Annotated in this window: 12 protein-coding genes; 5 read left to right on the forward strand and 7 right to left on the reverse strand. The window is 34.1% G+C overall.

Annotated features, from left to right (window positions below; all coding sequences use genetic code 11):
* Positions 1-6: 6 nt before the first annotated feature.
* The 3 genes from RM519_RS06320 to RM519_RS06330 all read right to left on the reverse strand — a co-directional run bounded on the left by RM519_RS06320 (position 7) and on the right by RM519_RS06330 (position 3,298).
* Positions 7-984: a TRAP transporter substrate-binding protein gene (locus RM519_RS06320; RefSeq protein WP_311592796.1), complete on the reverse strand. Its 978-nt coding sequence runs from the start codon at positions 982-984 to the stop codon at positions 7-9.
* Positions 985-1,316: 332 nt separating this feature from the next.
* Complete coding sequence (locus RM519_RS06325) at positions 1,317-2,384, reverse strand: phosphotransferase enzyme family protein (protein WP_311592797.1); 1,068 nt, start codon at positions 2,382-2,384, stop codon at positions 1,317-1,319.
* A gap of 2 nt (positions 2,385-2,386) precedes the next feature.
* Positions 2,387-3,298, reverse strand: coding sequence for a sugar phosphate nucleotidyltransferase (locus tag RM519_RS06330; protein ID WP_311592799.1), 912 nt, complete (start codon positions 3,296-3,298; stop codon positions 2,387-2,389).
* 181 nt (positions 3,299-3,479) lie between these two features.
* Here RM519_RS06330 and RM519_RS06335 point away from each other — a divergent pair, with 181 nt between their 5' ends.
* Complete coding sequence (locus tag RM519_RS06335; RefSeq protein ID WP_311592801.1) at positions 3,480-5,717, forward strand: DUF7133 domain-containing protein; 2,238 nt, start codon at positions 3,480-3,482, stop codon at positions 5,715-5,717.
* 19 nt (positions 5,718-5,736) lie between these two features.
* Here the strand turns inward: RM519_RS06335 and RM519_RS06340 are convergent, their stop codons facing one another.
* The 3 genes from RM519_RS06340 to RM519_RS06350 are packed head-to-tail and all read right to left on the reverse strand — an operon-like array spanning position 5,737 to position 9,511.
* Positions 5,737-7,086 carry a Gfo/Idh/MocA family protein gene (locus RM519_RS06340; RefSeq protein ID WP_311592802.1) on the reverse strand — a complete coding sequence of 450 codons (1,350 nt, stop codon included), beginning with the start codon at positions 7,084-7,086 and terminating at the stop codon, positions 5,737-5,739.
* A gap of 5 nt (positions 7,087-7,091) precedes the next feature.
* Complete coding sequence (locus RM519_RS06345) at positions 7,092-8,465, reverse strand: 3-keto-disaccharide hydrolase (protein ID WP_311592803.1); 1,374 nt, start codon at positions 8,463-8,465, stop codon at positions 7,092-7,094.
* A 14-nt stretch (positions 8,466-8,479) separates the two neighbouring features.
* On the reverse strand, positions 8,480-9,511 hold the full coding sequence (locus tag RM519_RS06350) for a LacI family DNA-binding transcriptional regulator (protein WP_311592805.1): 1,032 nt from the start codon (positions 9,509-9,511) through the stop codon (positions 8,480-8,482).
* A gap of 134 nt (positions 9,512-9,645) precedes the next feature.
* Between RM519_RS06350 and RM519_RS06355 the strand changes: the two genes are divergently transcribed.
* From RM519_RS06355 to RM519_RS06370, 4 genes are read left to right on the forward strand one after another with little or no spacing between them, the layout of a single operon-like run.
* The gene (locus tag RM519_RS06355; RefSeq protein WP_311592806.1) at positions 9,646-10,461 is read left to right on the forward strand and encodes an SDR family oxidoreductase; all 816 of its coding nucleotides are present in this window, start codon (positions 9,646-9,648) and stop codon (positions 10,459-10,461) included.
* 11 nt (positions 10,462-10,472) lie between these two features.
* Entirely contained in the window at positions 10,473-11,639 is a 1,167-nt protein-coding gene (gene uxuA, locus RM519_RS06360) for a mannonate dehydratase (RefSeq protein WP_311592807.1), read from the forward strand.
* The gene (uxaC, locus tag RM519_RS06365) at positions 11,636-13,051 is read left to right on the forward strand and encodes a glucuronate isomerase (protein ID WP_311592809.1); all 1,416 of its coding nucleotides are present in this window, start codon (positions 11,636-11,638) and stop codon (positions 13,049-13,051) included. The genes uxuA and uxaC overlap by 4 nt, the downstream gene beginning before the upstream one ends.
* Positions 13,052-13,101: 50 nt before the next feature.
* The gene (locus tag RM519_RS06370) at positions 13,102-13,455 is read left to right on the forward strand and encodes a hypothetical protein (RefSeq protein ID WP_311592811.1); all 354 of its coding nucleotides are present in this window, start codon (positions 13,102-13,104) and stop codon (positions 13,453-13,455) included.
* 57 nt (positions 13,456-13,512) lie between these two features.
* On the opposite strand, the gene RM519_RS06375 is transcribed toward RM519_RS06370, so the two are convergent.
* A complete protein-coding gene (locus RM519_RS06375; RefSeq protein WP_311592813.1) occupies positions 13,513-15,285 on the reverse strand; it encodes an arylsulfatase in 1,773 nt (590 codons plus the stop codon).
* Between the last annotated feature and the right edge of the window lies 1 nt (position 15,286).

Raw genomic sequence — 15,286 nt, forward strand, 5'->3', positions numbered from 1 at the left:
CCCAATTTATTTTATTTGTTGAATTTCTTTTAACAACTCATATACTTTCACATCGTCTTTGTACTCTTCATAAATGGATGAAACTTTTTCCATAAATGGATTCTTATCTGGACGAATCACTTGTACCCCAGCTTTGACAACAGCATCTAAAGCCTCTTGTTCAGCCAAGGCCCATAATTCCCTTTGATAAACAACAGATACATCTACTGCTTTTTGCAACCACTCTTGTTCCTGAATATTTAATGAATCCCATAAATGCGTACTTACAATTAAAACATCCGGAATGGTGGTATGCTCATCTAATGCATAATATTTACACACTTCGTAATGTCTCGACAAATAAAAACTTGGAGGGTTGTTTTCTGCGCCATCTACAACTCCTTGTTGCAATGAGGTGTACAATTCTCCCCAAGAAATAGGCGTTGGTGAGCCTCCTAACTTGCTTACCATATTCATAGCAGTAACGCTTTCCATTACTCTAATTTTTAAACCTTCAAGATCTGCGGGTGTTTGTACAGGTTTTTCTTTTGTATAAAAACTACGGCTTCCAGAATCATAATACCCCAAACCTTTTAGCCAATATTTTTCAGCGCCATCTAATAATCCCTTTCCAATTTCACCATCTAAAACCTTAAAAGCATGCTCTTTATTTCTGAATAAAAATGGTAATCCGAACACTTTCATATCTGGTGAAAAGTTTTCCATAACTGCGGCAGATACTTTTGTCATTCCTAAACTACCTATTTGCAACAACTCCAAGCATTGCCTTTCAGATCCCAATTGTTGATTTGGATAAATTTCAATTTTTAATTCACCATCAGATATCTTTTCCAATTCCGCCTGCATCATTACCATCGCTTTATGAACAGAATGACTCATATCTAAGCCATGCGCTAGTTTTATGGTTTTTTCTTGACGTACTGAACTGCAAGAAAATAAGGTTAATAGCACTAAAACCAGCGCCATAAATTCAGGTTTTTTCATACAAGGATAATTCTATTTTGGTTTTTACAATATTAATATTCGTAAGCCTTACTACTAATTCTGCTAAAGAATAAATACACATATCATCAAAATTTAAACACTTTCTAAAGCAAACCATTAAATGTACTAAATTCAATGACAAAAATGAATTCTTCGAAATTCTATTGATATTTTTCGATTTCTAAATTAGTTAGAAATTTGAACTACCTCAACTACCAAGAGCACATTCATCTATACTATTTTAACCTGAAAAAAATTTTATTCGAAAATATTCAAAAAAAAACCACTCATTTTGAGCGGTTCTCCTACATCTTCTATTATTAAAATAGATTTTAATTCAAGGTTATCTTTTCTGAGAAACTCTCAATAAGTTTCAATTGGTTTTTAGCACGTACTAAATTATGCTCAGCATATATCGTTTTATAGTACACATCGTTATTTAAGAAATCTGTTAAAAAACGAATAGCCATTATAAATATCATGGACTTTGCTCCTAAAGGCAAATACTTGATTTCGGCTGGGGTTAAAGAACTTTCTACTTTCTCCATAAATCCTTTTACGTAGGCATGATAAAAAGATTCATTGAAAGTAACCTTATCTAAATCCTTTTCATCTTCGGCTGCTGTATTACAAATAGTTCTAATAGCATCCCCAAAATCATAGTGCACAATTCCTGGCATTACGGTATCGGTATCAATAACACAGAGACCTTTATTCTCCATATCAAATAAAGCATTCGAAATTTTTGTATCGTTATGTGTAACTCGCGTTCTAATTTCGCCAGCATCTTTTAAATTCTGAATAATGTGCATTTCTTCTCTCAGTTCTTCAACTTTTTGAATGCAGTCATTTGCCTTTTCTTTTCTTTCATCTGAAGCGGTTTTCATCGCTTCGTCAAATTGCCAGTATCTAAATGACATGTCATGAAATTTTGGAATGACATCAATTAATTTGGATTCGTCAAAATCGCTTGTTAAATTCAAGAATTCTCCCGAGAGTTTCCCTCCTTCATAGGCTATTTCCTTATCAGTCACTAATTCAAAGGTTTGACTATTGTCAATAAAAATCATAAGATTCCAAAAATTACCTTCTGTATCTTTATGATAAAATGCGCCTTCTTTTGTTTTTACAAAAGTCAACACATTACGTTGCAACTGATCTTCCGGTAAATGACTCATTTTTTTACGTAAATACTCACTTACTAAAACTTTGTTAGAAATTAAACCAGGTACATCTTTAAACACGCCATGATTAATTCTTTGCAACACAAATTTATTATCCGATTTTGTATGTACTAAATAGGTATCATTAATATGTCCTGAAGCCAACACAGAAAAGGAATCATATTCTGAATCGTGTTCAAAATATCTGAAAATTGAATTTAAAAGTTCATTTTTCATCTCTATTCCCAAAGTTTTGTAGGATATACCTTAACGTCTCTTAATTTCTGAATAGCATTTACTACAATTTCTTTATCTTCTTTATAGGTAACTCCAAACCATTTGGCGTCCGATTTCAATACCTCAACCGATGCAATGTCAGAATTGATTATTTCATTTACAATGGTTGGTAAATAAAATTCTGCTTTTAAATTTTCTTTATTGTCTTCTAAAAAAGTTTCGAATAACTCTCCTCCAAACTCAAAACATTTTGGAGTGAATCCCCAAAAATTCATTGAAACCACCGTGTTTTCTGCAATAGGAACAAATCGACCTTCATCATCTTTACGTTTCAATTCCCCATCAATCATTTCAATATGCGTTCTTTCAGTAACGTCGGTTAAAAATCCCTTTTCATCAACAGAACATTCACCTCTCGACACAAAACCATGCTCCGAAATGGTATTAATTAATGCATATGCCATCATATTAAACTCATACGAATCTGTCGATTTACTTTCTAAAGATCTCGCCATAACTTCAAAAGCTTCCTGCCCATAAAAATCATCTGCATTAATAATTGCAAAATTTTCTTTTACTTCATCTTTTGCAACCATCATAGCATGTCCAGTCCCCCATGGCTTTACCCTATCAGGATTCACATACTTTTCTGGCACGTTGTCTAACTCTTGAAATACATATGCAACTTCTGCCTTACCTTCTAACTTTTTATCAATTACTGCACGAAAATCAGCCTCAAAACTTTTTCTAATAATAAATACAAATTTTCCGAAGCCTGCTTTTAAGGCATCATAAATTGAAAAATCCATAATTGCATCTCCTTCTGGAGTGAATGAATCCATTTGTTTTAACCCTCCATATCTACTACCCATTCCTGCTGCTAGGATTACCAAAGTTGGTTTATTTTTACTCATAAAAGTTTTTATTATTTTATTTTAATATTTGTTTTTCTTTTCTGTAAAAAACGAACACAAACATAAGAAATTAAAAGGGTTTCACCTTAAAAATTTAGATTGATAAGCCCTGAGGGAATCCAATTGATTTTTTACATATATTCGCTGAATTGTTCACAATTCCAACAATTTAATATCATATATGAATCTCAACAGATTTTTTGCCCTTTTACTATTGCTTTGCTCCATTGTATCAAGTTGTAAAAATGATGAATTTAACGAACCTAAAATATCTTTAGAAAACTATGTAATTGAAGAAGGGTTTAAAGTTGAAGCCATCGCTTCTGAACCTTTTATTGAAGCACCTGTTGCCATGGACTTTGATAATGAGGGGAGAATGTGGGTTGTTGAAATGAAAGGGTACATGCAGACTATTGAAGGTTTATCTCAAGAAATGCCAAATGGAACGATTTCCATTTTAGAAGATTTGGACAAGGATGGTATTGCAGACCACTCTAAACTTTTCATGAAAGATCTGGTGCTACCTAGAGCATTGGCGCATGTGTATGGTGGCTTACTATATGCAGAACCACCAAATTTGTGGTTTGTAAATATTGAAAATGACAAACCTACAAACAAAGTTTTAGTAGATTCTTTATATGCCGATGGCGGAAATGTAGAACATCAACCAAACGGGTTAATGATGCATACGGACAACTGGATCTACAACGCTAAATCAAATTTTAGATACCAGAGAAAAAACGGAATATGGCATAAAGAACCAACCTCATATCGAGGGCAATGGGGAATTACGAAAGACAATTTTGGCCGTTTGTATGTTAACAACAACGCCATTCAATTAATGGGAGATCATGTGTTACCAAATACAGCAATTGGCAATCCATATCACACTCCGAGAAAATTAATAAACAAAACACTTACAGAAAGTCAGCGGGTTTATCCATTGCATGCAACCTCTGTAAACAGAGGCTATATGAAAGGTGTTTTAGACAAAGACAGTATTTTGGTAGATGTAACTTCTGCGTGTGGTCCTTTAATTTATAGAGGTAGCACTTTTCCGCATAGCCACAGTCAAAATGCTTTTGTATGCGCACCGGAAGCCAATTTGATAAAGCGTAATATTCTGTCCTTCAATGGCGATATTACAAGTGCCGAATATGCTTGGGATGATCGCGAATTCTTAGCGTCTACAGATGAAGGATTTAGACCAGTAAATCTTTTTAATGGCCCTGACGGCAATATGTATATTGTTGACATGCATAGAGGTATTATTCAGGATAAAGCCTATATGTCTCCTTATTTAAAAGAACAACTTGCCATAAAGCAATTAGATACCATCATTGGTATGGGTAGAATCTTAAAAGTCTCTCCATCTAATTTTAAGGAAACTCCATTACCAAATCTAGAAGCTTTAAGCAGTAAAGAACTGGTTAAAAAATTAGACAGCAAGGATGGATGGATACGAGATCGAGTTCAACATATGATTGTGTATCAGCATAATTTGGATGCAGTTCCATTTCTAAAAGAACTGATTGAAACAAGTGAAAACGAATTAGTCAAAATACATGCATTGTATGCATTAGAAGGTTTAGATCAATTGAGTTTTAATCTTTTATTTGAATACGCTTCTAATATATCAGATATAAATTTCATGTCACACTGCCTAGTTCTTTTAGAAAAATATGCCTCTGAAGAAAATGAATCTAAAATGATAGAACTAATTAGTTCTGCATTAGAAAAAAATGATACACAGTTAGACTTATATGTTGCTCTGTCTTTAGGAAAATGGGCTAATATTTCTCCTAAATTATTTTTACCGATCCTAAAAAAAATCAATAAAAAACATCTGAATAATGAGCGTTTCAATGATGCCATTATTTCTAGTTTAAGTAATAACGAGGAGTCTTTTTTAATAGCAATTGAAAATTCAAATAATTCAATTGAAGAACAGCTAATTCAAGTAATTACTAAAAAGAAAACGGATAAAAAGAACTCTATATTTGTAAACGAATCTGTAAGCACAGATTCTAGAACAGCAGGTTATTATTTGTTTAAAAACACCTGTGCGGCTTGTCATGGTACTGGTGGAGATGGTATTTCTGGCGTTGCTCCTCCGTTATCAAATTCAGAGTTTGTTACTGGCAGTGATGAAACTTTAGCAAGAATTATTTTACATGGTTTACACGGCCCTATTACTGTGAATGGGGTTGACTACGAGTATAATGGAGAAATGCCAGGTTTGGTTAACAATCCATCAATTACTAATAAAGATGTTTCTGACATCATTAGTTATTTGCGAAATGCCTTTACCACAAAATCTAAAAAAATTACTCTGGATGAAATTGAGTCGATAAGAAATGAAACTCCAAAAGATGGAAATTCTTACACTCAAGAAGAAATAAACTCCCTTCTAAAATAAGGGAGTTTAATAGTTTATTTTACAATTTAGGCTTCCAACCTTGTTCGTATTCTCTTGACCAAAACTCCATGGCTTTTCTATCGTAAATAACACCAGATTTATCATCTATCTCTAAAGTTGACTTACCAACTCTATAAGCAATATTCGCATAGTGCGTCATTGCCTGACTCGTTGCTCCCTCAGTTATTGGAGAAGTTAACTCTTGCTTTCCACGTATTGTTTCAAAAAAGTTTACCGCATGCCTTGTGGTCAAACTTCCACCGCCACCTAAAGCCAATCCGCTTTCAGTTTCTTCGTTTTCACTATTTCTAATTGATTTTCCGGTCAAATCAAACACTTCATAACCGCTTCTATCAATAAATATAGAACCTTCAGAACCATAAACTACCGTACCTCTACCTTTTCCATTATATTTTTTATAGCCATTTCTACTTTGACCATCCCATTCAATTACTTGTCCATCTGCAAAAGTAAATCTTGCTTCCATAGCATCGTACATTTCCCAGCCGTCATCTAAAAACTGATTTTTAGCTGCTCTCACATTTACTTGCTGCGGTAATTCTACATTTAATGCCCAACGAGCTATGTCTAATTCATGAGTAGCATTATTTCCCATTTCAGCAGTTCCAAAATCCCATCCGTACCAGTGCCAATTATAATCCCAAGTATTATGAGTGTATTCCCTTCTTGGCGCAGGCCCTTGAAACAAATCCCAATCCAAACCGTCTAAAACAGGAGCCTTTGTTTGATTAGGAACGCGACCTCTAGTGTTAATATAAAAGGCTGTAGACTTATATGTTTTACCGATTAATCCATCGTGAATCTCTTTAATAATTGCCGCAGAATCTCCAGAAGAACGTTGTTGATTTCCCATTTGCACAACTTTGTCGTACTTTTTTTGAGCATCGACAATCAATCCATTCTCAAACATATTATGCGAGCATGGTTTTTCTAGATATACATGCTTTCCAGCATTCATTGCCATTATTGCTCCTGGAGTATGCCAGTGGTCTGGAGTTGACATAAAAACAGCATCTAAATCTTTATCATCTAACACCTTTCTAATATCTCCTTCTAGTTTAATCTTATAGTCTAAGTCTTTTCCAAAATACTGATTTGCCTTATCCATTTGACTTTTCATAACATCGCATAAATACAACAATCTTACATTGTTTTCTTTAGTCACAATAGGCTCCTTAAATCCACCTCCTCTTCTACCTAGCCCCTGAATTGCCACATTTATTCTGTCATTGGCTCCAATGATATTTGAGTAACTCTTTGCCGACATAGCATTCACTTTACTCCCTAGTGTAACGCCCACAGCACCAACAGCTGCCTTTTTTATAAAATTTCTTCTACTTGTACTCATACTAATTAGTTTAAAGATTTAATTTTAATATTTCTAAAAGAGACCCTGTCTCCGTGATCTTGTAATAATATTCGGCCTCTGTCGGCTTCTCCAAAATTAGGCCATTTCACATATTTACTCTCACTTACCAATTTTCTATACTCAGGACTCTTTCTTACATATTCCAATACTTTCTGCCCATTTAACCAATGCTCTACATGATTGTTTCTTGAACGAATTCTTGCTCTATTCCATTCACCGATTGGTTTTACAAATTTTGATGGATTCGCTTGAATTAAATCATATAAAGAAGAAATGGTTCTACTCCCTTCATGATTTCCCAATTTTGCATCTGGATGTTTTACATCATCCAAAATTTGAAACTCCAACCCAATAGAAGACCCTGTCCCTTTATTCAATTCTGTATCAACATAATATTTGATACCGCTATTAGCACCTTCCGTAATTTTGAATTCCAATTTTAAGTCAAAATCGCCAAACTTTTTTTCAGTTACAATGTCTCCTCCTGCCTCAGATTCACCACCACCAGAAGCCAACACCGTTAATTCACCAGATTCAATTTCCCAACCTTGTCTTGGAAATTCCGGTAATTTTGCACCTCTCCATCCATTTGTTGTTTTTCCGTCCCACAATAATTTCCAACCTTCTTTTATTTCATTTCCAACTAAATTATTCTTGGTTACAATTGGTTCTAGAACCGATTTACGAGCATGCTTTTGGACATCTTTTGTCAACATCTTAATGTTTCTCCAAATTACTTGTGTTCCATCTTTCGAGCTGTCTTTTCCAATACCATGGACTTGTAGACCAATGAATCCTTCTGCAGTCATATCATCGATTAAATAAGAAGCGGCAACACCATTTATCCATGTTTTTATAGTATCACCAATCGCTTCAATTCTATAGTGATTCCAATCATTTTGCTTAAAGGCTTTTTGTGCATCAGGATTTCCATTCAGCGGGCTTAACCATCCTCTTCTAGATTCATCATATATTCCAGCACTCCAAGCCCTTTCCGATGGATCTATCTCAATTTGATATCCATGTACAGTTCCATTGTAATAATTTGGAATACTATTACTTCGTATTTGAATTCCAGAATTCAATAACGAGTCTACTTTATATTCTAATTCCAGAATAAAATCACCATACATCTCATTTGAACATAGAAATGTGTTTGGCGTATTTAGGGTTGATGTTCCAACAATGGTTCCATCAACAACTTCATAAGAAGCCTTCCCCCCTTTAATATTCCAACCATCTAAGGTCTTCCCATCAAAAATCTGTTCCCAAGGAGTTTGATCTTTACCTTGACACCCAATTAAAATGGTAGATACGATAAGAGCAGTGAATAGTTTGTAAATTTTGTTTGAATTCATATAAGTAGCTTTAATTAAATATTTTCTTTGGTTAAAATTTCTATTGGGGAATACATTTTAGGAGTTGGTAGTTTTTTCTCTATTAAAAAATCCACCATCAATTTTATAGCATTATAGCCTTGATTAAAGGATTGCTGAGAAATTATAAAGGAGATTCTATCATCTTTTAAACTATTTAAGTTTTGTTCGGTACCATCAAAACCTACAACTTCGAGTATGTTTAATAAGTCGGAATTTAATGCATCAACAAAAACCGATGCACGACTACTTGGAACAAAAAGACCAGACAAACCATTAATTTTACTTAATTCTAGATTTAATGTGTTCTTTACCATCTTAGCATCTAGAACATCATCAATATTTACCATTTTCAATTCTAAAGGAATTTCCTTTTTGACAAAATAATCTGAAAACCCTTGTATTCTTCTTGACAATGCTTGATTGTTTTCTACATTCAACTTTGTTTGAATAACAGCAATTACCGCTGGCATACCCAAACTAACATGCATTAATTTACCCGCTAAGTAGCCACTTTTATAAGATTGTTGTCCTAGAAAAGAAATATTTTTAAACCCATCGAGGTCTATATTGATAAATATATAAGGAATCTTATTTGCTTCTATTTTAGGAATATGTTTCGCAGTTTCATTTCGAAATGTTGGTGCAATAATGGCTCCATCAGGATTGGATTCAATCAATTTTTGAAATTCTTCTTCATAACTAGAAGCATCAAATTGTTGAAAGACAAAAACTTCTAATTTTACGCCAAATTTCAAAAACTCTTCCAATGCTTTTTCAACCCCTAACCTAGTGTCCTTCCAAAAAGTATTCGTTTCAGAATAATCTGGAATTAGAACTGCAATTGTTCTAGATTTCTTGTTAGCTAAAGAACTTGCAACTGCATTAATTTTAAAATTATTATCCTTTACTATTTTTCGAACCCGTTCCGCTGTTTTTTCCGATACGCCTCCACGATTATGTAATACCCTATCAACTGTCCCTGCTGAAACATTCGCTTTGGTAGCAATATCGCTTATTGTAATCATTGACTTTTAGAAATATTAAATGGGCTTTATTCGCCTTGGTATTTGATTTTTTATATATTTGCGTGTGCGCACACGAAACTACAAAATAATTATGGAAATTATTTGTAATAATCTAAAAAATCTTATTTACAGCCATGAATTCATTATTTAACATCTCTAATAAAACCGTCATAATTACTGGCGGAGCCGGTGTTTTAGGAGGCAGCATGGCTAACTACCTAGCCAAGCAAGGAGCGAACATTGCAATAATTAGCAGAAACGAAAATTCTGTAAATAATAAGGTAAAAGAATTATTAGATATTACATCAAATGCAATTGGTATCCCCTGTGATGTATTAAATGAAGACAATTTAAATTCAGCAAAAAACAGCATCCTTGATAAATGGGGTACAATTGATGTACTGATTAATGCTGCTGGAGGAAATTTACCCGGAGCAACCATTGGAGAGCATCAAACGATATTCGACTTAAAAATGAATGACTTTAGAACAGTTTCTAGATTAAATCTAGATGGTTCGGTTTTACCATCGCTTGTTTTTGGAAAAGTAATGAGTAAGCAAGGATTTGGTAACATTATCAATGTTTCGTCTATGGCAGCAATAAGCGCCATTACACGTGTAGTTGGATATTCTGCTTCAAAAGCGGCTATCGATAATTTTACAAAGTGGATGGCGACAGAAATGGCGCAAAAATTCGATGGAAAAATTAGAGTAAACGCCATTGCTCCTGGGTTTTTTATAGGTAATCAAAACCGAGAATTATTAACCAATGATGATGGCTCCTATACAGAAAGAGGAAATACAATTATTAAAAACACACCTATGAACAGATTTGGTAACGCCGATGAATTAAATGGCACAGTGCACTGGTTAATGAGTGATGCCGCATCTTTTGTAACAGGGACCATTATACCAATTGACGGAGGCTTTAGTGCTTTTAGCGGTGTGTAAAATTAATTTTTATGGAACAGACATTTCGATGGTTTGGTGCCGCTGACACCGTAACATTATCAGATATAAAACAAGTAGGAGCGACAGGAGTTGTGACTGCCTTGCATCATATACCAAATGGAGAGATTTGGAAAATTGATAAAATTAGCGAAGTTCAGCATCAAATTAAATCTTCAGGATTAACCTGGTCTTTCATCGAAAGCATTCCAATTCATGAAAATATTAAACTTAGAACTGGTGACTATTTAAAACGAATTGAAAATTATAAACAAAGCATCAGAAATATTGCGCAATGCGGTATTAAAAACATCTGCTATAATTTTATGCCAGTTTTAGATTGGACCAGAACAAATCTGTATTGGTCACTTTCAAACGGAAGCACGGCTTTAAGGTTTGATATGGTTGATATGGCTATTTTTGATTGTTTTATCCTTAAACGAACAGATGCTTGCCATGATTTTTCTGCTGAAATAATGGATTCAGCCACGTCAAAGTTCCATGTAATGACAACCAATGAAATTGAAGTGCTTACAGACAATATTCTTAAAGGACTTCCAGGAACTGTTGATGATTTATCTTTGAATGAATTCCGTTCCATGTTAAGTGCTTATGACGGCTTAACACATGCAGACCTTAAATCAAACTTGTCTTATTTCTTAAACCAAGTAATTCCAGTAGCAGAAGAATTAGGCGTAAAAATGGCAATACACCCAGATGACCCACCTATGGATATAATGGGGCTACCAAGAATTATAAAGTCAGAATCAGACCTAGAAGATTTGGTGAATTATATTGACAGCCCTTCAAATGGCATCACTTTTTGCACGGGTTCTTTAGGTGCAAACCCAAACAACGACTTGCCAAAAATGATTGATAAATTTGCGGATAAAATTCATTTCTTGCATTTAAGAAATGTAAAACGCGAACCAAATGGAAGTTTTTTCGAAGACAATCATTTGGATGGTTCTAGCGACATGTACTCAATTGTAAAGGCAATATTAGAAATTGAAGACAAAAAAGGAATTCAAATTCCAATGAGACCAGACCACGGTCATCAAATGCTAAACGACCTAAAAAACAATAATGCTTACGCGGGTTATACTGCAATAGGTCGATTAAAAGGCCTTGCAGAACTACGAGGGCTTGAATTAGGAATCAAAAAATCATTTAGATTATGAGCATAATAAATTCATCATCCTTTATAACCGCCGATTTTTTGCTAGAATCTGAAATTGCAAAAAAACTGTTTTTTGAGTACGCAATAGATATGCCTATTATTGATTACCACAATCACTTATCTGCTAAACAAATTGCCGAAAATGAACCACTAAAAAATATAACAGACACATGGCTAAGTGAAGATCATTACAAATGGCGTGGAATGCGTGCTAATGGAATTGATGAAGAATTTATTACTGGTAATGCCTCTAAACAGAAGAAGTTTCAAAAATGGGCAGCAACAGTTCCATATACAGTTCGCAATCCGCTATTTCATTGGACACAATTAGAACTAAAACAGTATTTTAATATTGACGAAATTTTACAACCAAGCAACGCTGATGAAATCTATCATCAAACAAACCAAATTCTTGAAACTAGAAGGCCTACAGATTTATTAGAGGCAATGAAGGTTGAAGTTGTCTGTACAACCGATGACCCTTTAGATGATTTAAAGTACCATGCTTTAATTGCCCAGAAAGAATACGAAACCAAAGTCTACCCAACATTTAGACCTGACAATTTATTTCTAATAGGTCAAGATAATTTTATTGGTTATATCGAAAAGTTAAAGAAAATGACACCATTCGAAATCACAAATTTCGAAACATTCGTAAAAGCCATTGATTTACGAATAGATTTTTTTGACAAACACGGCTGTAAACTTTCTGACTTTGGAATCAGTGGTAAAAATGAGTTTATTGAATTTACCAATGCTGAAGTTGAAATTATTTTTCAAAAGGGAATTAAAGAAGCGAACATATCAGAAATAGAGGTTTCAAAATATAGATCAGCGCTTTTTTTACATTTAGGTAAAAAGTATCATGAAAAGCGCTGGGTACAACAATACCATCTTGGCCCAATTAGAAACAACAATAGCCGTTTATTAAAACTTGTTGGCGCAGATGCGGGTTGCGATTCTATCGGAGACTATTCATTTGCCGAATTTATGTCAGCCCTATTCAACAAATTAGACGCATCCGACCAACTGGCAAAAACCATTACCTATAATCTAAATCCAGCACACAACGAAATTTTTGCCACTATGATGGGAAATTTCAATTCTGGAGCGACTCCCGGTAAAATGCAATGGGGCGCTGCTTGGTGGTTTTTAGATCAAAAAGATGGAATTGAATCACAACTAAACATCTTATCAAACATTGGGCTTCTTAGTAGATTTGTTGGCATGCTAACCGATAGTAGAAGTTTATTGTCATTTCCAAGACACGAATATTTTAGAAGAATTCTTTGCAACTTATTGGCAAAGGATATTGAAAAAGGATTGATTCCTAACGATATTGAGTTTATCGGAAAATTAGTCCAAGACATCTGTTACAACAATGCAAAGGCGTATTTTAATTTTGATAATTAGAACAATCCAATTTTAGTTTTCTTACTTTTGTTTGACAAAACATTTATGAAATGAAAAAACTAATTTTACTTATAGCCATCATCGGATTTTCTCTAAATGGGATGGCACAAAAAAAATCTGATTTCGAAAAAAGAGCCAAAAGAAGTTCCAATGCAATAGCGGACAAAATGAATCTTAAGAAGGATCGAAAAACCTTTTTATACGAGGCAATTTTAGATAAGCAAAAACAAAATTTAGCACGATTAAAAGATCAAGAATTAACTGAAGATCAAAAATCAGAGATCTATGCAGAAACAAGTAGAATGATGAACGAGAAACTTTCAGAAAAGTTTACTCAAAATGAGATTCAAACTATAAACTCTTTAATTAGAGAACAACAATCGCAAAAACGGAAAGGCTATTAAACGCTTCCTATAAATTAAAAAAGGTCAAAATGAAATTTCATTTTGACCTTTTTTAATTTATACCCTTTTGAAAAGTAGGAGTCGAACATCTATAACTTTTTTACCGGGCTTTTTGAGCGCTTTTAGTTTTAATTGCCCTTCCCCTTTCTCTAAATTAATTACTCCCATTGATAAAGGTTTAAATTCTTTAACATAGGACTCAATTCTCTTTATTTTGTCATGCTCCATTCCGGTTAAAGGCGTATCGAATACCTCTTCTATTTTGGTAACAACTTTTGAATCCCCAAAAGACAATTCAATCTCAGAGCCTTCATCTCCTTCAGCACAAGTATAATATAACATGACTTCAAAATTTCCAGATTCCAATACCTCAACATCCCAGATAATGCTATCTTCAATATCTATCCAATTGGTGTAAAATGAACTATTAGGGTATTTATTGGATCTTACAATATTTCCATGCCCTACTCCATCTCTAGCCGGAATTTGTGTAATTTTCTCTTCTGGATGCCCTAAAGGAAATGTTCTCAAATCCTTTTCGGGTAATTCACCTACTACGGTGTTTAAATATGCCTCTTTCGCTTTTAAAAGTTCAGATTTAATTGCTGGAAACTCTTCGCTTAAATCTTTATTCTGCCCACGATCAATCGTCATATTGTATAACCCATTAGCATTATCCAAGCGATATAGCTGATTTCGAACACTTAGTTTTTCTCTCCAGTAATTAAAAATTAACCTATTAGGCTTCTCAGAATCAATATCAAATAAGGCGTTAGACAAATCAATTCCATCTAATTTTTTTGTGGTTGAATATTCAATATCAGCCAATGAAGTTAAGGTTGGCAATAAATCTATGGCTCCGGAAATCTGATTAATTTTTAATCCTTTTTTAATTTTATTTGGCCATTTTACAAATAAAGGAGAGCGTACTCCTCCTTCGTCGGTACTTCCTTTTCTACCCTTCATTTCGCCATTCCACCTGTTTCCGTTTGGGCCATTATCGGTAAAATAAAGAACTATAGTATTTTCGTTTAATTGCAGTTCTTTTAACTTTTGCAATATTCTTCCTACGTTCCAATCCAAATTTTCTGTCATTGCTAAGGCCGCCTTTGTAAAGGTCTCATCCTCTTTATCTCCAGGTCTTGATTTCAATTCTAACTCCTTATTTTCAAATTTACTCCAATATTCTTCAGGTACTTGCATTGGAGAATGCGGAGTATTAAATGGTACATAAACCAAAAACGGTTGTTCTTTATTTTCTTCAATAAAATTTATCGCTTTGGAAGCGATATCATCAGCCAAAAAACCAGAACCTTTAACAATTTCTCCATTATGCTCTAACATGGGGTCAAAATAACTTCCCCAATGCCCGGAACAAAACCCGTAAAATTCTTCAAATCCTCTAGCATTTGGATGGTATGGGAACTGCATACCACTGTGCCATTTCCCAAACGCACCAGTTGCATATCCGGCTTTTTGAAAAATAGTTGCAATGGTAGTTTCATCCAAATCAATTCGCTCCCCTCCTGCTGAAGTCGAATACACGCCACTTCTAGAAGCATATCGTCCTGTCAAGAATTCTGAACGAGTTGGTGAACAAACTGCTTGAACATAAAAGCTATCAAAACTAGCACCCTCATTTCCAATTTTATCAATATTTGGTGTCGCTACATTCGTGTTTCCATTAAAACTAATATCTCCCCAACCTTGATCATCCGCAAGAAAAACAACAATGTTTGGTTTTTTAAATTCTTGATCTTTATCATTTGAACATGCATTCAAAAGAACAACAACACATAAGAACAGAACAAAAATTTTAATACTTTTCATA

It is taken from the genome of Urechidicola vernalis, assembly GCF_031846385.1.
Lineage (GTDB): Bacteria > Bacteroidota > Bacteroidia > Flavobacteriales > Flavobacteriaceae > Urechidicola > Urechidicola vernalis.

Coding starts and splice junctions, on each gene's coding strand:
- uxaC (WP_311592809.1), top strand. CDS start 11,636: ATGAGCATAATAAATTCATCATCCTTTATAACCGCCGATTTTTTGCTA.
- RM519_RS06325 (WP_311592797.1), bottom strand. CDS start 2,384: ATGAAAAATGAACTTTTAAATTCAATTTTCAGATATTTTGAACACGAT.
- RM519_RS06330 (WP_311592799.1), bottom strand. CDS start 3,298: ATGAGTAAAAATAAACCAACTTTGGTAATCCTAGCAGCAGGAATGGGT.
- RM519_RS06370 (WP_311592811.1), top strand. CDS start 13,102: ATGAAAAAACTAATTTTACTTATAGCCATCATCGGATTTTCTCTAAAT.
- uxuA (WP_311592807.1), top strand. CDS start 10,473: ATGGAACAGACATTTCGATGGTTTGGTGCCGCTGACACCGTAACATTA.
- RM519_RS06350 (WP_311592805.1), bottom strand. CDS start 9,511: ATGATTACAATAAGCGATATTGCTACCAAAGCGAATGTTTCAGCAGGG.
- RM519_RS06375 (WP_311592813.1), bottom strand. CDS start 15,285: ATGAAAAGTATTAAAATTTTTGTTCTGTTCTTATGTGTTGTTGTTCTT.
- RM519_RS06320 (WP_311592796.1), bottom strand. CDS start 984: ATGAAAAAACCTGAATTTATGGCGCTGGTTTTAGTGCTATTAACCTTA.
- RM519_RS06355 (WP_311592806.1), top strand. CDS start 9,646: ATGAATTCATTATTTAACATCTCTAATAAAACCGTCATAATTACTGGC.
- RM519_RS06345 (WP_311592803.1), bottom strand. CDS start 8,465: ATGAATTCAAACAAAATTTACAAACTATTCACTGCTCTTATCGTATCT.
- RM519_RS06335 (WP_311592801.1), top strand. CDS start 3,480: ATGAATCTCAACAGATTTTTTGCCCTTTTACTATTGCTTTGCTCCATT.
- RM519_RS06340 (WP_311592802.1), bottom strand. CDS start 7,086: ATGAGTACAAGTAGAAGAAATTTTATAAAAAAGGCAGCTGTTGGTGCT.